Source organism: Nocardiopsis sp. MG754419 (genome assembly GCF_018207095.1).
Taxonomy (GTDB): Bacteria; Actinomycetota; Actinomycetes; order Streptosporangiales; family Streptosporangiaceae; genus Nocardiopsis.
On sequence record NZ_QOCZ01000022.1, the window covers coordinates 1 to 22946 of the forward strand.

Genomic DNA, 22946 nt, shown 5'->3' on the forward strand with positions numbered 1-22946 from the left:
CGCCCGGGGTGCGCACCGCCAGCCCTTCCTTTTCCAGGGCGGGCAGGTACTTGGAGGCGGTGGACTTGCCCACCCCGGCTTCCTCGGCCAGGTCGGTCACGGTCAAGGGCGCGCTGGCCCGGGTCAGGGCGGTCAGAAGAAGGTCGCGTGAGGGTGCGGTGTTTGTGGTCATGTTCGGGTGGTCCCTTCGAGTGTGGGTGGTGGGCCCTGAGGTGTGGGGCCTGGTCGGGGTGCGCCTGGTGCCGGGCGCACCCCGTGAGAGTTGGGGTCACATGTGGTTCAGCACGGTGCGGGCTTCACCGGCCAGTCCCTGGGCGATGTCGGGGGCGGTGTCGGTGCACACGGGCCCCTGGGCGTGGGCCAGTTCCGCGTAGCGGTCGCTCATCAGGCGGGCCTCGCACATCACCGGGCCCGGCCTCAGAGCCGGAAGGCTGATGCTCATCAGGACCCGGGGGTCGGGGGTGAACACCAGGATCTGGATGGCCCTGGCTTCTTCCCAGTCGGTGACGTAGGTCCGGGTGTGGGGCCAAAACCCTTCGGTGGCCAGGGCGGCCCGCAACGCCACAACGGTGGCCGAGGCGAACCAGCCGGAGGGCCAGTCGTGCATGTCTTGGCGCAGCGCGACCGTGGTGTCCTGGGCGAGGCGCTCCCAGTCGAGGTTGTGCTGTTTGTTCACCAGGTGCTGCAGGTCCTGGTGGGTGAACACCACCAAGCGGGCGTTCTGGCGCGGGTCGAGCTCGCCGGGGGCGTGCGCCCGGTAGCGGCCTGAGACCAGGTCGGCGGTGATCACCGCCCCGGGGCCGCACTGGCGCACCTGGCGCACCTGGTCGGGGGTCACGGCCAGCGGCCCGAACCGGGCCTGGACGTAGGCGGCGTTGATTTCCAAAGCCATAGTGGCTCCTCTTACTTTTGGGCAGACCAAACACAGCGGTTGGCGTGCGGTGGTGTGGGGGCCGCTCCGCCCGTCGCGAGGCGGCCCCGGGTGGTGCGGGGGTTAGGGGCGGATGCGGGCCAGGTGGGCGTTGACCCGTTCCCGGATCAGGTACGCCTGGGCGTTAGCGGTGAACTGGTGCGGCACGTACTTGGGCCAGCCCTTCACGTGGCGGTCGTGGTCGCTGATCGTGATCAGTGACAGGCCGAGCCGCTGGCCCTTCTCGGGCAGGGGGTGCTTGAGCATCACGCTCACGTGGGGGTGGCCGCGGTCGATGTAGCTCTCCCGTACCTCCAGGACCGAGGGGCCCCGGTGGTGGCCCGGGATCAGGGGGCGGCGGTGGTAGGAGGGCGCGGTGTTCATGTCCAAGCCGAGCTCCTGCAGGCGCTCGCGCATCCTGATCACCTCGAACCTGGTGGCGTTGTGGTCGTCGATGCGCTCGGCCATGCACTCGTAGGCGGTGGAGTCGACCGCCGCGACGAAGTCCTCCCAGGTGCCGTACTCCTGGTCGAGGAAGTCCAGGTGCCGGGTCAGGTCGCCGTGCCCGAACACCGGCAGGGTCAGGTCGTCGCCGTGGGCCAGGGTGCGGCTGTGGGTGACGCGGAAGGCCTTCTCGCGGAAGTCGGCGACGATCATGCCGCCCGGCCCGATGTTTCCCAGGGTGCGCAACATCTTCGAGGTGACCTCGGAATGGTCGAAGTAGGTGGCCATCGCGTCGTGTAGGCGGCGTGAGGGTGTGGTCACAACGGGTTCCTTTCAGTGGGCGCGCTGAACACAGCGCTCGGCGCGCGAATATGGGTGTGGGTGTTGGGGGCTGCCCCGCCCTCGTTGACGGGGCGCCCCCGGGCCGGTGTGTTATTCGTGCAGGTCCAGGTGGCGGCGGGCCCGTTCGGGGGCCTCGCGTACACAGAACGGGACGCCGCTGGTGGTAGTGATGCGCTCGGGCCAGCTGGTCACGTAACGATCCTGGTCGTACATGGCCAGGTTGATCAGGAGGCTGTCGCGGTGGCGCTGTACGTAGGTCATCGCGAAGGTGAGCCGGGGGTTGTCAGCCCAGGTGAGGTGGTCGTCCCACCGGTAGCCGTCGTCTTCGGTGCGGCTGGCATCGGGGCGGTGGTCCAGGATCAGGCCGTGCCGGGCCAGGTCACGGCGTACTGCCCGAGCCAAGGGGGGCGGTGGCTGGAAGAACAACCGATGATGCGCATTGGCGGCGGTGCGGGTGGCCGCAGCGGCCACCCGGTCCCAGTCGTCATGCTCGATCAGGTCCAGGCGCAGGTCGCCGTGTCCGTAGGCGATGATCAGCCAGGGGGTGTTCAGGTCCACCTCGCCGGGGCGCTGTACCCGGTAGGGGGCCATGCCGCCCTGGGCGGTGATCAAGGTGCCGGGCCCACCCTCGTGCAGGTCGGTGAGCATGGGCACGGTGATGGTGTGCAGGTTCGGCCAGGTCGGTGTCACAACCGGGTCCTTTCATGGCATGCCGAAGCTGAGCGCTCCGCGCAAGAAGGTGGTTCGGGGTGGTGGGGGCCGCCCCGCCCCGTATGCGGGGCGGCCCCGGGAAGGCGCGGCCTGCTCAGTCCTGGTAGAGGGCCAGGTGTGCGGCGACCGTGGCGGCGACCTTGGCCTCGATCTGTTCGGGCCTCATGACCTGGTAGTCGAAGAGCATGATGTGCTCGCTCACTGGCCCGTTCATCCCGTGGGCTTGGATCCGCACCGGTTCGGTATAGCCCAGGGGCACCGTGACCCTGACCGCCGCGTTCCCTCCGGGTCGGGCGTAGGTTTCCGTGATCCGGGGCTGGTCCGGACCAGGGCCCCGCCCTTCCAGGTGGACGCTGTCGGCCGGGTAGATGCCCACCGGGTCCAGGCGCAGCCGGATCGGGGTGAGCATGGCGGTCAGAACCCGCACCTGGGGCCAGCCGCTCAGCCAGTCGTTGGCGATGTCGGTCAGGTCCTCGGCCAGTTCGGTGTCCCCGGCAGGCCAGCCCTCTTCGTCCCGGAATTCCGTGAGACCCTCCAGCGCGTCCTGGGCGGCGATGATCATCCGGTGCTCACCGAACCGTCCGGTGGGTGCGTAGACCTGGACCTCGTTGCTTGCCTCGATCCACACCAGCAGGCTCCCCGCCTCGGCGCGTCGCAGGTAGGCCACCTGGTCGGCGGTGACTTCGATCGGACGCCGCTGGTGCGGCATACTCGTGCTCACAGCACACTCCTTCTGGGTTGTTGTGTTGGGCCCGCGCCCAGCCGTCTTTGGCTTCCACACCGTTCGGTGGGCGCGGGTGGTTCTGTGGGCCGGTGTGCAGGTTGCCTCCTGCGCACCGGCCCGCTTTATGCGGGAACGCTGTGGTGAGCGCGCAGCTCGAACAGCGTGTTTCCGGCGGCCGCGCGCGCCGCCTCGGCGCGCAGGTGTACTAGTGCCGCGTATCGGGCGTCCTCACTCGCCCCCTGTGTACGAAACAGGTGGTGTGCCTCGCCCCGCGCGGCCAACTCCCGGATGATGGTCGCCTCGTAGTCGGCCCGCGCCTGCGCCGTCCGTCGAGCGCGGGCCTGGTTGGCGATCATCGCCTCGGTAGGCGGCTTCGGCCGGGCGAAAACCCGAATTCCGATCATTCCGATTGCGCGCAACGTGCGCATTAACAAACTCCCTTTAAATGGCCGGGTATTTCCGTTTTTCGGTCCGAGGTTCGCTTGAGTGACTAGCGTTTGTCAACTCCGGTGCGAAACCTTTTTTCACCCGCCCCCGAACCGGCATGCACTTCGGGGTGGAACCCAAGATGATCTTGGGTGACACGTGTTTGTCAACTCGCGTCGCGAGAAAGTTTCCCCGCCGCCCCGGAACGGCGACGCCGTTTCGGGAACAACCCCATAGCAACTTGGCCCGGGGCGGGTTGTCAACTCGTGTCGCCGATTTTCTCGGATCTCTTTTCGACGCGGATTTTCTAGAAGGGGAATCGCGCGTGCGCGCCTACGCGCGCGTGGAAGCCGGCCGCGCGCATGCCTGGCGCGTTTTTGGGCGATCATGAAACGCATGAGCGACACACTTCTGGGTGATCACCACAGACCAAGGTAATGGTATGGGTTTTATTTATGGGGTTGTTTTTCGGTTTTTTGAGAGGGGAGAGAAGGGAGGAGAGAGGAAGAGAGAAAAGAAAAGGGGGCGGGTCGGCCGGTAGGCCGACCCGCCGCCGAGGGAGGGAGGGGCCGCCGCCCCCTACGTGAAGTTGACTACCCACTGGGTATAAGTCTGGACGTGATTCACACCGACCACATGCGCCCTGAACTGCAACAACGTGCCTCCGAAGGGGGTCCACAGGGCTGGAGGGGCTGTTGGAGGGGTCGCTGGAGGGGTCGTTGGAGTAGGGGTTCGCTCCCGATGCTGCACCCGCGGGTGCGGGCAGCGCGGGGGCTGGCCCTCAGCTGGCGGGTGAGGTGATCTGGTTGATGATGTGTTGGGTTTCCTTGGTCGGTTTTTCGCCGATCTGCCGGAGGCTTTCCCTCAGGGCACGGTAGGCGTGGTGCGCCCTTTCATGTGATCCGTTCTCACGATGGGCGTCGATGAGACGCTGACACAGTGGCTCATTGCAGGGATCGAAATCCAGGGCTTTTTCTAGGTAATAGATTTTCCGTGAAGCGCTTTGGTTCATGTGAGCCAGTCGAGCACAGGCGGAGACCGTTTCTTTTACGCAGTATTGCCTGATGGGCTCCACCCAGACCTCTTCACATCCCGCGAGGAGCTTCTCCTGGTGGATTTCGATCATTCCCTGCAGTACTTCTTCGGAGTAATCTTGTGAGGCTTTTCGTGCGACCTTGGCCAGACTCAAGAATTTCCACAGGTCCACATCGAAGAGGTCTTCGTCCAACCGGTAGAGCCCTGACTTGTCTTTGGCGATGACCGGCGCCTCTGGGGCGCCGGTGGTTTTGCGTAGTGTGTGGCGCAGGCTTTGCAGTGCGTTGCGGCGCTGGGTATAGGCCTTGGCCGGTTCGATATCACCGAAGCACTCGGCGTCGAGCTGGTCGGCCTCGACCCCGTGTGGGTGCAGGGCCAGGTAGGCGACCAACGGTCGAGCGGCCGAGCGCAGGCCGGAGACGCGACGCCCGGTGATCGTCAGCTCGGGTTCCCCGTCCCTTCCGAACAACCGCACCTGTACCTGCGCCCTGGCGACTTCCGGATCGGGCGGTGTGGGGGCAGCTGGGGTATCGATCTGGTGCGGCGATGGCTCGGTCCCGGTCAGGGCTGTACAGGAGCGGTCCTGAGCATCTTCCGCGCTCTTGTCAATGTGTTCGGCGCTGCCAGGGTCGGGGCCTCGGTGTCGCAAGGGCTCGGGCAGGTCGATGCGGCCGTGGGGTGCCAAGAGATGGGCGCGGTGCGGGTCATCGCAGTGCACCACAGGGGTTCGGGCTGACTCACCGAGCACACACACCACAGTCTCGATCCCCGTGGTTAGTGATGGTGCAGAGTCGGTGGCCTCCCACTGGTGCGGCGCGCATACCACCAGCACGGGCACATCCGGCGTGCGTTGGGACTCGGTGGGCTCCTCCTGATCATCTTCCAGACGGGTGCGCGCTTCTTCCAGGGCTTTGGCCTGTACAGCGATGTGCGCTTGCTCCAGGTCCGGCACGACCATCAGGCCCTCGGGAAAGGCGCGCCCTTCCTGGAGAGCCACGGCTGCAGCCTGTGTGACCACCGCGGGCAAGGGCAGATGGTCGGTGACGATGGCGGCCAGGACATCCGTGGCGTGGGTTCCGGTGAAGGCGAGTCCGCGGCTCCCGTCGATGCGCAGGTTGTCGCTCACCAGCACACGGGAGTCGGTGATGACACCGTTCTCGGGCCCGCGCGGGTCTGACGAGACCAACGCCTGGCCCGCGGGTGTGGCTTGTGTGTCGACCACGTCCGAGCTCTCTTGCGCCGCTGCTACCGGCCCGTGAGCGCGAACTCTTTTCTGGGTGTGGCCGTTGCGCGGGGGTACGTGGCGGCGCCCTGCCGCATACCCCACACCCACTCCGATCGTGCCGGCGACGGCACCCACCAGCAGCGGGCTGAGGTTTCCCTGGTCGCTGTTGGTGGTCACGTCGAGCCGTACCGGCTCGGGTGAAGGCTCAGGTGTCGCCTCTGTCGCTTCGTCCGCTTCCTCGGCGTTCGGCTCTTCCCGGTTCAGGGGCTGGAGGGTGTAGGAGATCTCCACCCGCCGTTGCTCGGCGTAGGAGGCCCCCGAGTCGGTCGGGGGCCGGGCCGATCCGAACCCCTTCACCTGGAACTCGACGTCCTGCTCCAGGTGTTCGGCAAGGTAGTCCGCGACCGCTTGGGCGCGCCGCTCGGACAGGCCTTGGTTGTAGTCGGAATCGCCCACGGGGTCGGCGTGCCCGGTGACCACGACCGGTGCGTCGGCATGACCGAAGTCGTTGATCATGCCTATGGTCGGTTCCAGGGAGTCGCGCATCGAGGGGGTCAGGTCGGCCGAGTCGAAGCCGAATCCGGGCAGGGTGCGGTCCCTCTCGAGTGCCTGTGTGTCCTGCTCTGGGGCCAGGTGTTCGATCGCCGGTTCGGTTCGCTCGTGGGGATCGGTCCGGGCTGCGGCTTCACCGGCTGTGTCGGTGTGGGAGGCGATGGCCGCGGTGTGCGTGCCGCCCATGGTCATGCTTCCAGTGAGTAGCACCCACACCAGCCGCACCAGTCCGATGCGGGGCACCAATCCTCGCAGTAGAGCGATCATGTCCAAGGCGATGAGGACCAGCAGGGCGGCCCACACCGCCCACACCAGGGTGACGAACAGCGCCGACACGGCTTCGGCGGGCAGGGTTCCGCCGCGCAGGTACTGCCCCAGCCACACCCAGGAGAGGTCTTCGCTCAGCGGCCAACCAAGTCTGGAGGCGAGCGCCGGTAGCCCGATGAGCACGACCACGGTGATCAGTGCTTCTGCCACGACAGGACCCGAGCTCTTCGGCATACTCCTCATCCGCCTTTCTCTTTCGTGCGCTGTTCGCGGCTGTGTGGCCTGGTTGCGATCACGGCTGGTGTGCGACCGCGGTCGCTTCGGCTTCGATATCTCGCTCGGCGATCGGTAGCAGAACCGGGGCGTAGGAGGTCTGGGCCCGGACCGCGACCCGGCCGTCGGCGATCACGGCTCGGCCTCTCGTTCCGGCCGAGTGCAGGTGTGCCAGCGCCGCATCGTGGGCTGCTGGTGGATCCAGTACCGGGGCGCCCCCGGCCAAGGTCGCTTCTTGGTCGACCTGATGGGCGCCGGCCCGGGCCGCTGAGTGCGCGAGAGTCATCAGCTCCGCCTTGGCCACCAGCATCTGACCGCCCTCCCACACCAGGGCGAACACCACCCCCAGCAGGGGCATCAACAGGATCAGGAACACCGACGCCTGTCCGTCATCCGCCCGGAAGCGGCAACGGCGCCCCTGGACCGGGCCGGGAACGAAGTCCGTCATGGAGTGCTCCCTCGGTAGGGGTCGACCGGCGAGGATGCACTCGCCGACACCCTGTGCCTCCCACCCCATACGCCCAGGTCCACCACCGTCACCGTGCACTCCACCTCCACCTCCACCGCCCCGCCGGGAGCGAACCGGCCGGTGTCCACCCGCGCAGCGAATCGGGTACACGCCAGTCCCCGGTCGGTGAGTTCCTGTTCCGCCGCCTGCCTGGCCTGAGTGCGCGCGGCGCCCGCCTCGCGCTGTAATGAGGCGGTCCGCGCCGCGGCCGCCGCGGCGTCCTGGGTGATGAGCGCGGCCGAGACCTGGCGACCGGCCACGACTATCAACATCAGGGCCAGCACGATCACCGGAATAAGGAGGGTCAGTTCCACTGACGCGCTGCCCCCATCACCCCTGCAGCGTCTGCGCTCCTGGCCACGGGGTTTGCTGCTGGTCATGGGGCCAGGCGTTCTACCGGGCCCGACACCTGGGAGGAGACCGGCACCCGTGCCCCGGGCAGCAGACTCGGGGCCTGGCCGCTGACCCGTACGCGTGCCTGTTCCGGGCCCCGCTCGGCCTCGACCCGAACCTGTCGCAGCACGCTCCCGCCCAGCTGTTCGTGGGCCTGCTCGGCGCGCTCGTAGGCAGCAGTCGTGGTCCCGTCGAAAGCACGGGCGGCGGACAGAGCCTGGGAGGCCACCGTTTGGGCGCGGTGCTGGGCGTGCGCCCACAGCCCCATCTGCACCACGGCCAGCACCATCATGAACACCACCGGCAGCACGAACAACGCTTCCGCGCTGCCTCGGTCACTGCGCCTTTCCCACTGGCGACGGGTGCGCGGGCAGGTGGGGTGGGTCACCGGTTCACGCCCAGGTCGATGGACTCAGCCGCTGAGGTGAACTCGCCGATGAGAATGCCGCCGACCACGGTGGCGATGGTGATGGCCACCATGATCGTCAACACCCACTCCGTGGTCGAGGAACCCGCATCCGTTGTGGCCTTGCGTGCGGGAACAAGTCGTATGCGTGCACGACTCCAGACATAGCGAAGAACGCTCTTCACGCTGGGAACTCCTTCTACAGACTCAGAAACCGGCCATCACGTGGACCAGGGCGACATAGACGATGAGCAGGAGAAAGCCCGAGACCAGGCCCATGGTGGGCAGCGCCATGCGCTCGGTCGCCGCGAGCGCGGCGGCCTCGGCCTCGGCCGACCGGCGGGTCCGCAACGACGCTGCCTTCGCGGTCAGGGACGTGCGGGTGCGCGCGCCCGACGCTCCGCCCAGCCGCAGCGAGGCGGCGAGCTCGGCGAGTTCACGCACCCCGCTCTGGGTTGCCAGGGCCTCCAGGCCTTCCCAGGGGGGTCGGTGGCGCAGCGTGGCGGTGCGCACCGCGCTGCGGATGCGCTCGGGGGCCGTTCCTCGCCCATGCTGGAGTGCGGTGGTCAGGGCGCTGGTGCTGCCCGCGCCGGCCGCCAACCCCATCACCACCAGGTCCGCCAAGACCGAGGTGGCGGTCCGCAGTGCGGCACGCTGACGTGTGGCCGCCCTGTGGGCGGACAGGTCCGGGGCCAGCACACACCCGATGAGAATCATCAGGGCGAGCAACCCCACCGGCAGGGTGTCAGGGAGAGCACCGCCCGCAGCGATCAGCACCAGGGCGAGGAGTAGTCCGAGCACGGTCGCTGCCGCTTTCTCCGCCCGGTAGTCCTGCACCGAAGTACCGGCCGCCGACAGCGTGTCGGCCATCCGTGGCCCGGGGATTCGCGTGTGGGCGAGCATGCCGCCCGCCCGGTGCCCAATCCGTCGCGCCCACCCTTCGTGGACGGCCATACGTGGTGAGGGGTCAGGCCTGGGAGTCAGTCGCTCCGTGAGGGTGGGGCGGCGCAAGGCATAGGCGCCGACACACACCCCGGCCCCGAGCATGCTCCCAGCCAGTCCCAGCATCATGGTGCTCATCGCCCACCACCGGCCACTGCGGCCGCGGTCATCCGAGCTGGCGGGTATGGGGAGAAAGGGCGCGATTGCTCGGCCGGGGCGGCCAAGCGGGCCAGCCAGAGGAAGGAAAGGGCCCACACCCCACCGACCAGGCCGAGGACCAGCTGGCCGGTGACCGTGCCCAGGGGTTCCAGGAATTCGGGGTTGAGTGCGACCATCCCGACCAGCATGATCGTGGTCGCGGCGGCGATGATGCGCACCGAGGAACGCACCCGAGCTCGCGAGGAGGAGACCCGGGCGATGCTGGTCGCCCGCTCCCTGGCCGCCTCGGCCAGACGCGACAATGCTCCGGCCACGTCTCCGCTCTGACGAGAAGCGCCCATGGTCAAGGTGAGGGCCACCAGATCGCCCAAATCCGAATCGACATCGCCTGCGAAGGCCGAGGCCGCCTGGTCCATGGGCTGTCCCGCCCTCAGCCGTGCCTCCAGCCCCTGTACCTGGGTGCGGATCGGTTCGGGGGCGACCGGCGCTGTCGCGGTGATGGCCTGATGCAAGCCGGAGGCTCCGGTGATCATGTCCCTTAGCTGTTCAGCCCACGAGGCCAGCCCCTCGGCCAGGTCGGCCTGTTTCTGTGAGGTGGTGTCGGGGCCGAGCAGCGTGGGCATCCACCAACCGGCCGCCGCGGCGAGCACCACGCCCACCGGCCAGCCCGTCACCACACCCACCAGCGCCCCGGCGCCGGTTGAAGCCGCCAGGCGCATCCAGGTGTCGCGCTGGCGCCACCTTCTCGCCCAAGCCGGTGTGCTCGGGCCGGTGGTGGTGCGTTGGGGCCACAGGCTCGCGGCGTAAGCAGCGCACGCGAGTCCGGCTCCCACCAGAAGTCCGCCGAGCGACAAGCCCACGGCACCCTCCGCCCACGGGCCCATCACACCCACCCCCGGAACGTGTATCCGGCCCGGTGCAATCGGTCCGCGACCACCCCGGAGGGAGCGCACACCAGCTCGCCCGAGCAGGTGTGCGACGTGCGCAGGTAGAGCTCGTTGGAGATCACCTGTTCGCCTTCGGCGCCGACGACTTCGCGAACGCTGGCCACATACCGCTCCCCCGCATGGGAGGTGTCGATGTGCACCACCAGATGCAAGGCCGCCCCCACCAGTGACGCCGTTGCCGAAGCCGTGAGGCGTTCCGGGCTTTGGGCACAGTAGGCGGCCAGCTTCGCGAAGACCTGCCGGCTGGAGGAGGCGTGGATGGTGGACATCGATCCGTCCGTTCCCATGCTCATCGCGTTCAACAACGCAATGGTCTCCGCTCCCCTGGTCTCGCCGACGATCACCCGGTCCGGGCACATGCGCAAGGCTGCCCGCACCAACTCCGCCACGCTGATGTCGCCGATGCCCTCCACGTTCGCGGGGCGCCCCTGGAGGGCCTGGACGTCCAGATCGGTGTCGGGCAGGCGGTGCAACCCCAGCTCGAAGGCGTCCTCCACCGTGACGAGGCGTTCTCCTTCCAGGGCGCCCAGCAGTGCCCGCAACAGGGTGGTCTTTCCGGAGTTGGTCGCACCGGAGATGAGCACGTTCAACCGAGCCCCCACGGCTGCACGGAGCAGCTCCTGCGCGGTCTGGTCGATCATCCCGGACCGAGCCAGATCCCGCAGACGCAGGTACCGGGCGGGGTGGCGTCGGATGGTCAGGGTCGGGCGGGCCGCGACCCCGGGCATCACCGCCGACAACCGCTCGCCCCCGGGGAGCTCCATGGACAGGATCGGCGCGGCCACATCAAACCTGCGTTCCCCGCCCGGGGCGCGAGCGGCGGCCCACTGCACCAGAGCCACGAGTTCATCGTCGCTGGCAGCCACGGCAGGCCGGTGTTCCTTGTGCCCTCCCCCGAAGTCGAGTACGACCTCCTCAGAGCCGGTGATGTGGATGTTCTGCACCCCGGGCTCGACCAAGAGTTCTTCGATCGGTCCCAGCCCCAGAACGTGGTCCAGGACCAGGCGCCGCAACCGCGGTTCGTCCACTGTCACCCGTGTGCCTTGGACCAGGGCCGTGCGTGCCCGCTCTTCCATGAGCTGGTCCACCAGGTGGGTCACCGATTCGGTGTCCGCAGCGTGGTTCGGGTGGGTGGCCAAGTGTTCGGTGACACGGGCGGCCAGCTCGACCGTGATCGCGCGCACTGCGTTCTCACCGGGGCCCGGTTGGTCGACGGGTGCCAGGTCAGGGGTGTGGTGCATGGTCCTCATGCCGCCCGTACCTCCAGTGTGCGCGTCTGTCCGACGCCGAGGCCGAGTCCATCGAAGTCATCGCACAGCTCCGCCAGTGCCTTGGCGGCACTGATGAGCGGCATCCACTCCAGGGAGTCGGGATCGCGTCGGTGGGCATGCCAGGCCGCCAAGCGGTCGCGTATCCGCTGAGGCGGGTGGTGTTCGCCCCTGACCAGGGCCGCTCCCGACAGGTCCCAAGGGATGCGCGCCCACACCGGCAGGCCACCGGCGATCTGGGAGATCTCCGCCTCCGGATACGGGCACGCTCCGGTGATGGCCAAACCCACCCGGACCCCGTCCTGACGCAGCGAGGCCAGGACAGGGGCGCACACCCGCAGGCGTTCGGCCTGGTCGACCCGGCCCGCTTCGACCACTACGACGGTGATGTCGGCATGGCAAAGCAGGGCCGCCCCCGCGGACCCCGGCACCGCGCGCCCCACATCCACCACCGTCACCCTCCCTGACTTCAACAGCCGGGGATGACGGGCGAGGGCCTCCACCGCGCGTCCTGCCTTGAGAGGGTCACTCGGTGCCGCCACAACCTGCAGCCCGCCCGAGAGTTCGACCGCGTGACGCAACACAGGATGGTGGCCACCCGTGCCGGTGTTTTCCGGCGAGGGCAGAGTCACCGACGAGCCCGCCGGAAGGGGTGAGCGCGAGGCCGCGGCCAACGACACCAAACCCGATGAAGCTGTTTCCATGCCGTGCCAGGCCGCCACATCGCCCCCGGAGGCATCGGCCTCCACCAGCACCGGCACGGTCACCGGGCCGCTCGGCCACGCGGCGGCCATGGCCGTGGCCAGACTCGTCACACCCGGAGCTCCACTCAACGAGCACACCGCCACCACCGTCATCGATTCCGCTCCCCATCCTGGTTCTGGGTCTGTTCGTGCGGGTTGACCACCGCGACCTGGACCTCACCGGCAGAAACCGCATCCGACACGCGGCCCACCGCCTCTCGGGGCACCACCACCTCGACCACCTGACTTTCGGTACCGAACCCGTCTCCGGCATCCGCGACCACGCGATGCACCAAAGCGGTCACCACCCCCGGGCTCGCCTGCTCTGTGTCCTCTTCCTCTGCGGCCTCTGGCGCGGTCCCGCCGGGGATCAGGTCCACCGTCGTGCCCGCCTGCACATCCTGGGGAAGGACTGCAGCCCGGACGGCGACCAGCGCCGACCCTCGCTCCGGCCACAGTGCGGAGTCCGACACCGCGCTCGCCACCAACGGTGACCCCGCCGGCACCGGGCGGGTCAGCACCATCCCGGTCACCGTGTCCGGGCCCAGCAACCGCAACCCTTCGCTAGGCGTGGTCTCCACCGATACGAGGTCTTCGGCGCTGATCACGTGTCCGGCAGGCAGATCAGCAGCGAGCACGGCCACCGATGCACTCTCCTCTCCCGCCATTCCGGCCCACGCCCCCGCCGCCCCACCGCCCGCGATCAGCGCTGCGGCCAGCAGAGCCCACTTCCACCGGCGGCGCGTGGTCGCCGCCAACCGCACCGACTCCCACTCCCGACCACCGCTGGCCCCATGGTCCCTATCCTTGGTTTTCTGGTTGGTTTGCTGGGGATTTGCGAGTGCGACCATCCCGTCCTCTCTTTCCGTGTCTTTGTCTGCTGCCTGGTCAGCGGGTGTGGGTGACCACCGCGTGAATCTCACTCACCACAACCGCCTCGGTCGAGGACGTGGACAAGCCCTCCAAGTCGCCGCCGTCTCCGGTGCTGGTGGACCAGGACACCGACCACTCCCACACGGCCTCCAGGCCCACTTCGCTACCCGGGCCGCCGGGTGGGAGTGAGGTGTAGGTGTGACCGCAATCGGGTGAGCCGCTCTCACGGAAGACCGCACGCGAGAACACCGTCCCGGCGCTTTGGCACACCACCTGATGGCCGTCACCGGTGTCCCACAGCACTCGCTCAGGTGTGGCGGTCACCGTCACCGATCCCGCGCTCACGGATGCCGTAGCTGAGACCTGCTCCCAAGAGGCAGCGTCGATCCACATCCACGAGGGCATGTTCACGAACCGCGGTTTGCCCAACGGTGGCGCAGTACCGATCTCCGGGGCAGGCAGGCTCATCGATGCACGCGCCTGCTCAGCCAGCACGGCCGGATCGATGACTACCGGTGTGTCCTCGCCTTCAGAGGCCGAGAGGGCTGTAGCGGAACACCTCGCCTGCCCCAAGGGGATCTGAACCGGCCCTTCCTGACCGGATTGGATGAACTCCATATCCGGCGTCACACACGGAGAGCTCGTGTTGGGGCCTCCCCCAGGTCCACCCTGGGTCAGGGACGAAGCAGCCGCGTTCCCTGTCGCCACTGGACCCGAGCCAGGGGTACGGGCAACCACCTCGCAGGACGCGCCTGAACAGGAAAGATGATCATCAAAACCGAGGGAATCAGCCCAAGCCGTCGAAACAGGGAACGCGCAGCACGCAAGTGCCACAACACCGACCAGAGGTCCGTTACTCAACCATCCGGTCAACATCCGTTGGGTTCTCCAGCCCACAGCTCCTCTACCAGCCACTCATCCCCAACCTGAGTCACGGTGGCTGTGTAAAGCCTCGAGCTGTCATCAGACACATCACGAGGGGAATAGCCTTCCAACACCCATGCGGTGTTGTCCATGCAGTCTTCGACCACGACAGTCGCTGGATCACTCTCCAGATCGATGTCCGTGGCCTCGGGGTACAGGGTCGGCTCACCTATTGCCGTAGCGCCATCGAGCATGTCCGTGGTGAGTTCAAGGGCCTGACCTCGCGCGTACCGATCCAGGTCCGGATGGTCTTCGGCTCCTTCCAGTGAGGCCTCGACCACGGCACCCATCATTCCTGTGTAGGCCTCCAATGCAGGCTCCTCGGGGGAAGTAACCGGATCGGAGGGTGCGGCCAGAGTCGGTGGAGTGCTCGTCTCTGCTTGCTCGAGTGCACCCTCCGGTGACGCGCACCCTGCCAACACCACCACGGCTGCTGCCCACCCCAGCATGCGCACCGCGCACCTCCGATTCCTCAACCGTCGCAACCTCACACCCGTGCTTTCGAAGGGTGACACTAGCCACACTTAGAGTCACTTCACAAGAGGAATTCGGGCACTCTCTGTAACCAGAACTGTGAAGAGAACCACCACCTTGGGGTGTCGAACTGTCTACCTGCACAAACACCGGAATGAGCAGACACAATCAGGGCCGCTCCGGCATTGGAGCGGCCCTGCTTTGCGTTCTATGTCAGGCGACTGGTTGCCGCAGCGCTTCCCACTGCCGCACGAGTCCGGCCAGCTCGTCCCACTCCCCGGGAGTTGGGACCTGACGCACATTTGAGCAAGAACCCGGTGTTGGAGAGCTGTGCCGTTGTGGGGCGGGGTGCTCTCGCTGTCGCCCGCGGTAACGCTGTTCGTGGACAACCAGGTATGGGCGGACCCCGCGCCCGCCCTGTTCGTCCTCGCACCAACCGAACCTCGGCAATCGCTCCACCGCTCGCGGTGCGTTCGGGCCGCGAGCCCGGTCGGTGTGCTGTCGGCGGGCTTGGTCGTAGCGCCGGACCCACTCCGGCTCCGCAAGCGGTACCGGCTGTTGCACCGTTGCCACCCCTTGCGCGGATCGCTCTTGGGCCACCGGTTGTCGGCGAATTGAGGGTGGCGGCTTGCCCGCGCCGATGATGGCTTCGAGCGCGGCTCCTACCGTCCAACGCACGCGGCTGGCCCAGCCGCGTCGACGCTTGCGGTGTCGGCCCCTACCATGGTCCATGGTCTTCCTCCTGGTGTATTCAGGTGGGAGGTCACGCCTCGGGTGGTGTTCCAGCACCGTCCGAGGCACTTTTTTCTTTAGTTCTGCTTTGTGTTCGGTTGCACGGTCGGCTGCTCGGATCGGGGTGGGTGTCAATGGCCCCGCGAGGTCGTGCGCCCCTCATGAAGCTGCGCTTCCTCACCCCGACCCTGCGCCGTCGCCAGGTGCTTCTACCCGGCTCTCGCGCTACTGGTGCGAGAGATGCCTCGGAGCATGTGGTGGGCGCATGCGGGCATAGCGAATAAACCCCTCATTTTGGGCACGGAACATAAGTCGGTCAAATGGGAATGGCTGTTCGCCCGGGCGAACGCTGCGGTTGCGATGTTTCCCTATACTCGCGAGAAGTTTCAACCCCACATTGCGTAGAAGACATGGACCAGCACAAACACAGAAGTGCGTGCTGTGTGGGTGTGGCTTGCACGCAGCCCCTTTACGGCTTCGGGTCCCGCAGCGCGACCCGCTCCCGGCCTTGATGATCACCTGCCCCGATGTGGGGTGGAGGATGGCCGTTCAGCTCGGCCGCACGGCTGCCACGAACACGCTGGTGTAGTAGTCGCCGTCGACGGGTTCGACCCGGATGTTCTGGCCGGTGCGCGGTGCGTTGACCATCTGTCCCTCGCCCACGTACATGGTTACGTGCGAGGGGCTGCCTCCTGGGGCCCCGGTGTCGTAGAAGAGCAGGTCCCCCATCTGTAGGTCTTGCAGGTCTACGTGGGTTCCGGTGTTGACCTGGTCGGTGGTCACCCGGGGCACGGTGACTCCGGCCGCTTTCCAGGCCTGCATGGTTAGCCCTGAGCAGTCGAACCCGTGTGGGCCGGTGCCGCCCCACACGTAGGGTTTGCCGACCTGGGCCAGCGCCCACTCCGCCGCCGCTCGCCCCTGTTCACTGCTCACGCCCGACCCCACCCGAGGCGTTTGCGTGACGGCTTGGGCTGCGATCTCGGTGTAGGTCTTGATGTGCCCCATGACCTTGTCGACGTACCAACTGGCCCGGTTGTAACGCAGCAGAGCAGCCTCAAGGTCATCCTGATCGGTGAAGTCGACTACTTCGGCGTTGGGGTGGCTCACGCACAGGTAGACCGCTGCGCTCCAGGTGGCGTCGCGGATGTTGTGCGGGTCGGCGACTCCGTCACCGTTTCCGTCCAGACCGTGGGTGGCCCAGGTGGTGGGCAGGAATTGCATCGGCCCGACCGCCCGGTCGTACTCGACGTCTTCGTCCCACTCGCCGTCGTCGCTGTCCATGTGAGGTGTGGTGTTGCCTCCGGCTCCGCTTCCGTCCAGCCGCGGGCCGATCATCTTGGGCCGCACGTCACCCGACGCCGACACCTTCCGGTCTGTGACATGGTCGGATTCGACTTTGCCGATCCCGGCCAGGACCGACCACGTCATTCCGCGGCACTGCTCGTGCTCACTCTCCAACCCTGCGGCGGCCTGGACGTAGGCCTCCAGGACAGACGCGGGGATCCCCTCCACTTCCCCCGGCACACCGGGTGGGTGCCGCTCTGGGCTGCCCGGCACACCGATGAACAGCACCGGCACCAGGAAGAGCGCACCTGCACCGGCGATCGCGTACCGGATCACTCCTGGTTCTGCCTTGGGTGATGGTGGCGGTGGGCGATATCGCGCAGGCTCAGTCGCTGGCGGACCCCTTGCCCGGCGGGCCGCCAGACCTCCTCCGCCGGTCCCGGAGCGCTGAGTCGATCATGGGTGGTCAGGTAGGCGCCGACCATGCCGGAGACCGACGAGGCCAGTTTCGCGGCCAAGTGGTCCTCCCGCACCTGGGAGTGGACGGCGAAGAGCACGATCGAGGGCAGTCGGCTCTCTCGGGCCAGGCGCCCGTAGCCGACCATTTTCCGCTGCACTTTTGTTAGGGGCTCGGTTCCGGTGTCGTACTCCCAGAAGGCGTCCAACTCGGCCTCGGCCTGGCACCAGCGCATGTAGGCGTCGGGGCGGATGTAGCGCCCCCATTTCAAGGCGCAGGCGCGTTCGGATTCCCAGATCGCCAGGCGAGCGTCCTCACGCTCGCGGGCGGCTTGGGTGGTGGCGATCAGGCACTCGACCAGACCGAGTGTGTGCTGGAGTTGGGCCGAGTGGGCTCGGGCCAGGACACGGTCATGACGAAACCCCAACTCTTGGGGTTGGAGTCCTTGCTGTTCGGCCACCAGGGCGGCTCCGAGCGGAGCCAGGACCCACCGATCGGCCACGTGACGGCCGGGGAAGGGACGGAAGCGGTCAAGGAGGTCGTAGCGGTGCAGTTGCAGGAGCCGTTCGCGGCAACGCCGCCCTCCCGCTGCGGGAAAGTGCAGGCGGTGGAGTTGGCCGGTGGTCATGACGTGATGCGCATACAGGCCTGCGAGGATCTCTCGGTCGCGTGGAGTGATCCTCGGGGCCAGGTAGATGAGCCTGCGCGCGTATCCGGCAAGGTCGCCCTCAGGGCCGGTATCGGCGGGGGTGTTCACTGTGCCCACTTGTCCCTCTCGCTTTCGCCTCGGCCCTCGGTGTTGGGGTTCTGGCTCGGTCCGTGAGCGCGAGCGGCCTTGCGCACCTGGGTGGCTCGGCCTTTGATGCCGTCCGGCAACGGCCGGGTCCGTACCGTGGCCGCCCCGAGTTCCTTGGCGCCCACCAGCGGGCGGACCGCGGCTTGGAAGGCGCCCAGGTGGGTGAGGTCGTAGGCGCCCAGCACCGGTTGGGTGTGCTGCTGCAGGCTGGCCGCGTCGTCGGGTGAGGCGGAGAAGTAGATCTTGGAGCGGGCGTTGGCCGAGACCGCCTTGCGCAGGTCCCCGGGGAGTTGTCCGAGTTCTTGGTGGGCCAACGTGAGGCCGAGGCGGTAGCCGCGGGCTTCGGCGAGCATGTCCTCCAAGCTTCCGGGCAGGTTGAGGAAGTTCTGGCACTCGTCCACGTAGGCGCCCAGGTCTTTGCGTTGGTGTTCGGGTGTGTGGATGCGGGCGGTGACCGCCTGCCAGGTCGCGGCCAGGGCGAAGGAACCAATCAGACTCGAAGTGTCCTCTCCCAGGCGGCCCTTGGGCAGGCGCAGCAGCACCAGGTGCCCGGTGTCGAACAGGGTGGGCATGTCGATGGTGGAGGGCCCTGAGGCCACCACCTGTCGCACCCAGGCGCGCAGCAGTGCGGTGCGGAGTTTGTTCAGGACCGGGCCGGTCACCGACGACCTTGCTGAGACGGTGAGCCCGGAGTACCAGCCCCAGAAGTCGGCCAGGGCTTCGTCCTCGCCGGTGCGGGCGACGACCTTGGCCATCACTTCGGCGCGCAGGTCATCGGAGGAGAGCAGCCGTGGCACGTCTCCCAAGGTCAGTGACGGGTCATTGGCCCGGGTCAAAGTGAGTGTGGCCGCCCGGAGAATGTCGTCGGTGCGTGGCCCCCAGTACTCGGCGTAGATGCGGCGGAAGATGCCCACGACGGTGTCGGAGGTGAAATCGGGGTCCGGGCCTTGGAGCAGGTTCAAGCGGGGTGGCGCCGCGTTGTCGTCGGGGTCGAAGAGCACCACCTTGTTCACCGCGTGCTCGGGTAGGCGGGCCAGGATGTCGGTGATCAGGTCCCCGCGCGGGTCGATTACCAGTCCCGCCCGTCCCGCCTCGGCGTCCTGCAAGACCAGGTTGGCCAGCAGTGTGGACTTGCCGGAGCCGGTTTTGCCGAGGATGTGGGTGTGCTGGCGGGCCTCCACCACCCCCAACGCGACCGGGCGTTGGGTGCCGGCATCGGCGTCGCCGACCACGCGGGTGTTCTCTCCCTCGCGTGGGACGGCCGGTGCGGGTGCGGCCGGGCGGGCCCCAGCGCGGGCCAGGCCGGGCACGCTGGTGTCGGTGGGCAGGTGCGCGATCCCCGCGAGTTCGGCGGTGGACAACAAGGCGCCGTGGGCCAGGAAGCGGTGCACCGCCCACCAGGCGGGCTTGAACATCACGTGCCGGTGCAGGTGGTTGGTGCCCGAGGTGAACACGGCGAAGCTGGAGGCGATGCCGTGGGCCCGGCCCCGCAACCGCTCCCGGAACTCATCGCCCTCGTGTGTGGTGGTCAGAACGTAGGAGAGCGAGCACGCCAGCCTGGGGCTCGAGGCTTTGTTCAGGATCGCGCGGATGTCGTCCCCGACCCCCGGCAACGACACCGGCCTGCGCATCCCGCCTCCGGCCCCAACCGGGGTGAGGGCGTCCACCAGGGCCGCCCCCATCCCCGTGTGCCCGGCGATACGGGCTGCCGCTTGGCGGGCGCGTGCGGCCCGCCAAGCCGTGACCGGACGTGCGGTGATCCGGACCAGGGCGTGTTCGCCTTCGACCAAGGCCTCCATCGCGCCCAGTAGAGGGCGCGCGGGGTCGTCATCGAACCGGGTCTGCAACGGAAACACCTCCGCCTGCCCCAGACCCAGGTGCCCGCCGGTGGTGTAAGCACCCGCTGGGAGCGGTGACTCGTTCGGGGCCAGGTGGCGGGTGGAGGTGGTGGCACCGGGCCAGGCCGCCGAGATCGCCCGCTCCACCGTGCCCGGAGGTACGGTTCCGGGTACCCACACCTGGTAGCGGACCCCGGCCGCGGAGCCGATGATTTCCAGGGCCAGGTGGGGTTGGAGCAGCCACCGTGACCAGCGCGGGCGCAGCAGCCCCATGGTGTGCTGCCAGAACGCACGCGCGTTCTCCAGGCTGGCCTCGGACGGGGGCAGGATCTCCACCACCCTGGCCTCCTTGGACAGGTGGATGTGACGGGCCCACCTGAGCCCGAGCACCACCGCGCCCACCAAAGCCCCGGTGAGTGGGATAGCCGCGATCAGGAGGAAGATCCCCCCGCCGAGCAGGAAATCCAGCATTAAGCCGCCTCTCCGTCGTTGCCTTTGTCTTCGTCCTCGTCCCAGGCCAGGTCGATGTCGTGGTCCTGGTCGTGGTGTTCGAGCTCAGCCGCCGCTTGTCCGTCGGCGCGCATCGCGGCCAGCTCGCCCGGGTCGGAGGTGATCAGGGCGTGCTCATGCGGTGAAGCGAGGGGGTGGAACCCGACCCGTTGGTGTCCGGCCACCAGTAGGGCGGAGCCTCGGGGTGCGGTGCCCACCAGGTGGGTTTCGCCCGCCGAGAGGTGGAAGGCTTCGGCTACCGCGTCGAGGTTCTGCGGGGCTTGCTTGAGCAGCACCTGAGTGGCGGCGTTGGCGATCACCACCCGCCCCAGCTCCGTGGCCAGCACGTCCCCCACGTCCTGGGTGACCAGGGTCAGGCCCATCCAGTGTTTGCGTCCGGCCTTGGACCAGCGGGCCAGGTAGCGGGCCGCGGCCGGATCCTGGAGCAGAAGCCACGCCTCATCGACCACCACCATCCGAGGCCGTGCGAGTCCGGGGCCGGTGACATTGCGCCAGATCGCGTTCAGTGCCAGCAGCACCCCCACCGGGCGGACCTGCTCGGGCAACTCCTTGAGGGAGACCACCGTGAGGTGCCCACCCACCCGAGCAGTGGAACCGCCTTCGAACAGTGCCGCGTAGGAGCCGTGAACGAAAGGCTCCAGCCGCTCAGACAGGCCCTGGGCTGCTCGAGCCGGGCTCTCTCCCGTGCCAGGGTCGGTGGCGATCTCCTCCAACGCCTCAACCAGATCCGCCAGCACCGGCGCGGCCCTGCCCCAAGTGGCGGGATCTCGGGTGATCCCGGCTCCGGCGTAGGCGGTCACGATCGCACGGTCCAACACCGACTTGTCGATCGCGGTCAGCTCACCGACCATCGCCCCGATCAGGGTGTGCAGGAACAGCGCCCTGGACGTGAACGACCTGCCGTCCTCACCCTCGCCGGGCGTGGGCAGGGCGAACGGGTTCAGCCGCCCTTCGGTACTGCCAAGGCTGACAGTGGTGCCGCCCACCGCCTCAGCCAGCCGCAGGTACTCCCCCTCCGGGTCGATGACCGCGACTTCGACACCCACCAACAGAGATCGGAGGATTTCGAGTTTGGCCAGATAGCTTTTTCCGGCCCCGCTCCGGGCGAGGATGACCGCGTTGTGGTTGTCCAGATCGCCGCAGAACCGGTCCCAGGCCACCAACCCCGACGAGTGGGTGTTGGTGCCGTAGACCACCGTGGTCTCGCCCAGATCCGCGACCAGTTCCGGTGAGGTGAAGGGCAGCAGGGTGGCGGCGGCATCGGTGTCCATCGACCGGCCCATCCCGAGTGCGTCGGTGCCCAGCGGGAGTGTGGAGATCCATCCCGCCAACGCACGGAACGTGGAGGGGACCGCGTCCACCAGAAGCGAGTCACACAGGGCTTTCACCTGTTGAAGCTCGGCCTCCAGATGCTCCAGGCAGGTGGCGTGCACGGTGATATACACCGCGACCCGAAAAAGTCGCCCTTGGCCGGTGGCGATGCGGTCCGCGATCTCGGCCGCATCAGCCGCGGCCGCCAGCTGGTGCGGGTCCTCTACTCGGCCTTGGCCAGTGCTGGTGCGGTGCGCCGACTCCAACCGGGCCCGCCGTTTGCGCAGCTGGGTGGCGGCGCGGAGTGCGGGGACCGGGTCCAGGTGGAAGCTGATGTCGAGCTGGCCCGGGTAGGCCAGCAAGGGTTCGGCCCAGCCGACCGCGACCTCGCGCGGGTAGCCGGTGACCGCGAGGGTCTGGCATACCCCGCCCTCGACCTCCAGGTGTCGGGCCCCGACATGGAGGGCCGGGCCGCCCAGAGCCGGTGAACCGGCGTTTTTCCACGAACTGCGCGCAACCATGGTGTTCATGCCTCCTGCTCGTTGTTGGCGTCGACGTCCAGGTCTTGCTCGTCGGGGTCGGTCAGGTGGGTGCCGGGGGCGGTCATCGACGCCCGCAGTGCCTGCTCGGCCGCTTGGCCGTCCAGGACCTGCGTGCGCACCCCGAGCGCGGCGAGCCGGTCCGCGACGTCTTCCGCACGGCGGCGCAGAGCCCCACCTGTGCGGCGGGCGGTTCCGGTGGTGGTGACCACGACCAGCACCTGCTGGTGGGAGAGCTCGTGGGTGGCGGCGATCTCGTCGAGAAAGTCGGCGTGCGCCGCCGCGGCATCGGCCAGGGCCGGGCGGTGCAGGTGGTCGGCGTTGGCGCGCACCATCGCTACCAGCCCCGACAGGTCAGCGCGGCGGCGTTGCACCAGGATCTGGACAGGTTCGGTCAGCGAGTCGAGCACCCCGGCGAAGGCAGCGACGACCTGGTCCTGTTCGCGTCCGGAGGCGAGTTGGAACGGGATGGTGGTGCAGGCGATCACCGCCGCGCACCGGCCGCCCAGGTCGATCACCCCGCCGGGGGTGATGGCCGAGGCGGGCAGGCGCAGCGGCGCGAGCTTCGGTTGCCTGAATCGGGGTGTCCAACGCGGCAACGCCGGAAGTTCACCGGACGGTGCGGGGACCAGGTGCTGGGGCGCGCGCTTCCACGCCCACGCGCTGGCCAACACCTTCTCCAGGCCACGGCCGTCGCGCTCGGCCAGAGCGATCGCGATGACCGCGCCCAGGAGCGGGGCCAACACCAGCGCGAGGACCCACAGCGGGATGGCCTCACGCAGGAGCAGATAGGCGACCCATGCTGCGGCCAGGGCCGGGGCGATGATCAGGCACTGGCGGGCGGTGAGGTTGAACAGCAAAGGTTCGGGGCGGTCGATGTCAGCGGGAATCCGGCCCCGCCACGCCGAGGGTTCTTCAGGCACAGGCTCCCTT

23 protein-coding genes are annotated in these 22946 nt (G+C 68.1%); all 23 read right to left on the reverse strand.

The genetic code is table 11. The features are described 5' to 3' along the window. On the reverse strand, positions 1–172 hold a 172-nt coding region (locus tag DSY14_RS06735; RefSeq protein WP_211715632.1), incomplete at its 3' end, for a helix-turn-helix domain-containing protein. Between the two features lie 96 nt (positions 173–268). Beyond that, the gene (locus DSY14_RS06740; protein WP_211715591.1) at positions 269–892 is read right to left on the reverse strand and encodes a hypothetical protein; all 624 of its coding nucleotides are present in this window, start codon (positions 890–892) and stop codon (positions 269–271) included. 102 nt (positions 893–994) lie between these two features. Then, positions 995–1675, reverse strand: a complete 681-nt coding sequence (locus DSY14_RS06745) for a hypothetical protein (RefSeq protein WP_211715592.1) — start codon at positions 1673–1675, stop codon at positions 995–997. A 111-nt stretch (positions 1676–1786) separates the two neighbouring features. Then, a complete protein-coding gene (locus DSY14_RS06750) occupies positions 1787–2386 on the reverse strand; it encodes a hypothetical protein (protein ID WP_211715593.1) in 600 nt (199 codons plus the stop codon). Between the two features lie 115 nt (positions 2387–2501). Continuing rightward, positions 2502–3128: a hypothetical protein gene (locus DSY14_RS06755; protein ID WP_211715594.1), complete on the reverse strand. Its 627-nt coding sequence runs from the start codon at positions 3126–3128 to the stop codon at positions 2502–2504. Positions 3129–3253: 125 nt separating this feature from the next. Further along, positions 3254–3487 carry a hypothetical protein gene (locus tag DSY14_RS06760; RefSeq protein WP_211715595.1) on the reverse strand — a complete coding sequence of 78 codons (234 nt, stop codon included), beginning with the start codon at positions 3485–3487 and terminating at the stop codon, positions 3254–3256. 851 nt (positions 3488–4338) lie between these two features. Next, complete coding sequence (locus tag DSY14_RS06765; protein ID WP_307851143.1) at positions 4339–6846, reverse strand: OmpA family protein; 2508 nt, start codon at positions 6844–6846, stop codon at positions 4339–4341. Between the two features lie 82 nt (positions 6847–6928). Continuing rightward, entirely contained in the window at positions 6929–7357 is a 429-nt protein-coding gene (locus tag DSY14_RS06770) for a TadE/TadG family type IV pilus assembly protein (RefSeq protein WP_211715597.1), read from the reverse strand. Beyond that, positions 7354–7731: a TadE/TadG family type IV pilus assembly protein gene (locus DSY14_RS06775; protein WP_211715598.1), complete on the reverse strand. Its 378-nt coding sequence runs from the start codon at positions 7729–7731 to the stop codon at positions 7354–7356. Before DSY14_RS06775 ends, DSY14_RS06770 begins: the two co-directional genes overlap by 4 nt. Before the next feature lie 62 nt (positions 7732–7793). Continuing rightward, the gene (locus DSY14_RS06780) at positions 7794–8198 is read right to left on the reverse strand and encodes a pilus assembly protein (RefSeq protein WP_307851144.1); all 405 of its coding nucleotides are present in this window, start codon (positions 8196–8198) and stop codon (positions 7794–7796) included. After that, on the reverse strand, positions 8195–8401 hold the full coding sequence (locus tag DSY14_RS06785) for a hypothetical protein (protein ID WP_211715640.1): 207 nt from the start codon (positions 8399–8401) through the stop codon (positions 8195–8197). Before DSY14_RS06785 ends, DSY14_RS06780 begins: the two co-directional genes overlap by 4 nt. A gap of 22 nt (positions 8402–8423) precedes the next feature. Next, a complete protein-coding gene (locus DSY14_RS06790) occupies positions 8424–9086 on the reverse strand; it encodes a type II secretion system F family protein (protein ID WP_211715599.1) in 663 nt (220 codons plus the stop codon). A gap of 206 nt (positions 9087–9292) precedes the next feature. Next, positions 9293–10177, reverse strand: coding sequence for a type II secretion system F family protein (locus DSY14_RS06795; protein WP_307851145.1), 885 nt, complete (start codon positions 10175–10177; stop codon positions 9293–9295). A gap of 23 nt (positions 10178–10200) precedes the next feature. Continuing rightward, complete coding sequence (locus tag DSY14_RS06800; protein ID WP_249187432.1) at positions 10201–11514, reverse strand: CpaF family protein; 1314 nt, start codon at positions 11512–11514, stop codon at positions 10201–10203. Beyond that, positions 11511–12347 carry a hypothetical protein gene (locus DSY14_RS06805; protein WP_211715601.1) on the reverse strand — a complete coding sequence of 279 codons (837 nt, stop codon included), beginning with the start codon at positions 12345–12347 and terminating at the stop codon, positions 11511–11513. Before DSY14_RS06805 ends, DSY14_RS06800 begins: the two co-directional genes overlap by 4 nt. Positions 12348–12385: 38 nt before the next feature. After that, positions 12386–12919: an SAF domain-containing protein gene (locus DSY14_RS06810; RefSeq protein ID WP_307851146.1), complete on the reverse strand. Its 534-nt coding sequence runs from the start codon at positions 12917–12919 to the stop codon at positions 12386–12388. Between the two features lie 244 nt (positions 12920–13163). Further along, positions 13164–13766: a hypothetical protein gene (locus DSY14_RS06815; protein WP_211715602.1), complete on the reverse strand. Its 603-nt coding sequence runs from the start codon at positions 13764–13766 to the stop codon at positions 13164–13166. 251 nt (positions 13767–14017) lie between these two features. Next, entirely contained in the window at positions 14018–14383 is a 366-nt protein-coding gene (locus tag DSY14_RS06820) for a hypothetical protein (RefSeq protein ID WP_249187433.1), read from the reverse strand. 1444 nt (positions 14384–15827) lie between these two features. Then, positions 15828–16898 (reverse strand): NlpC/P60 family protein, encoded by a 1071-nt coding sequence (locus tag DSY14_RS06825; RefSeq protein WP_211715604.1) that lies wholly within the window; start codon positions 16896–16898, stop codon positions 15828–15830. Then, entirely contained in the window at positions 16895–17785 is an 891-nt protein-coding gene (locus DSY14_RS06830; protein WP_307851147.1) for a replication-relaxation family protein, read from the reverse strand. The genes DSY14_RS06825 and DSY14_RS06830 overlap by 4 nt, the downstream gene beginning before the upstream one ends. Continuing rightward, positions 17773–20124, reverse strand: coding sequence for a type IV secretory system conjugative DNA transfer family protein (locus DSY14_RS06835; RefSeq protein WP_211715605.1), 2352 nt, complete (start codon positions 20122–20124; stop codon positions 17773–17775). The genes DSY14_RS06830 and DSY14_RS06835 overlap by 13 nt, the downstream gene beginning before the upstream one ends. Continuing rightward, on the reverse strand, positions 20124–22004 hold the full coding sequence (locus tag DSY14_RS06840) for a VirB4 family type IV secretion system protein (protein WP_249187434.1): 1881 nt from the start codon (positions 22002–22004) through the stop codon (positions 20124–20126). Before DSY14_RS06840 ends, DSY14_RS06835 begins: the two co-directional genes overlap by 1 nt. Then, positions 22001–22936, reverse strand: coding sequence for a PrgI family protein (locus tag DSY14_RS06845; RefSeq protein ID WP_211715606.1), 936 nt, complete (start codon positions 22934–22936; stop codon positions 22001–22003). The genes DSY14_RS06840 and DSY14_RS06845 overlap by 4 nt, the downstream gene beginning before the upstream one ends. Positions 22937–22946: the final 10 nt, after the last annotated feature.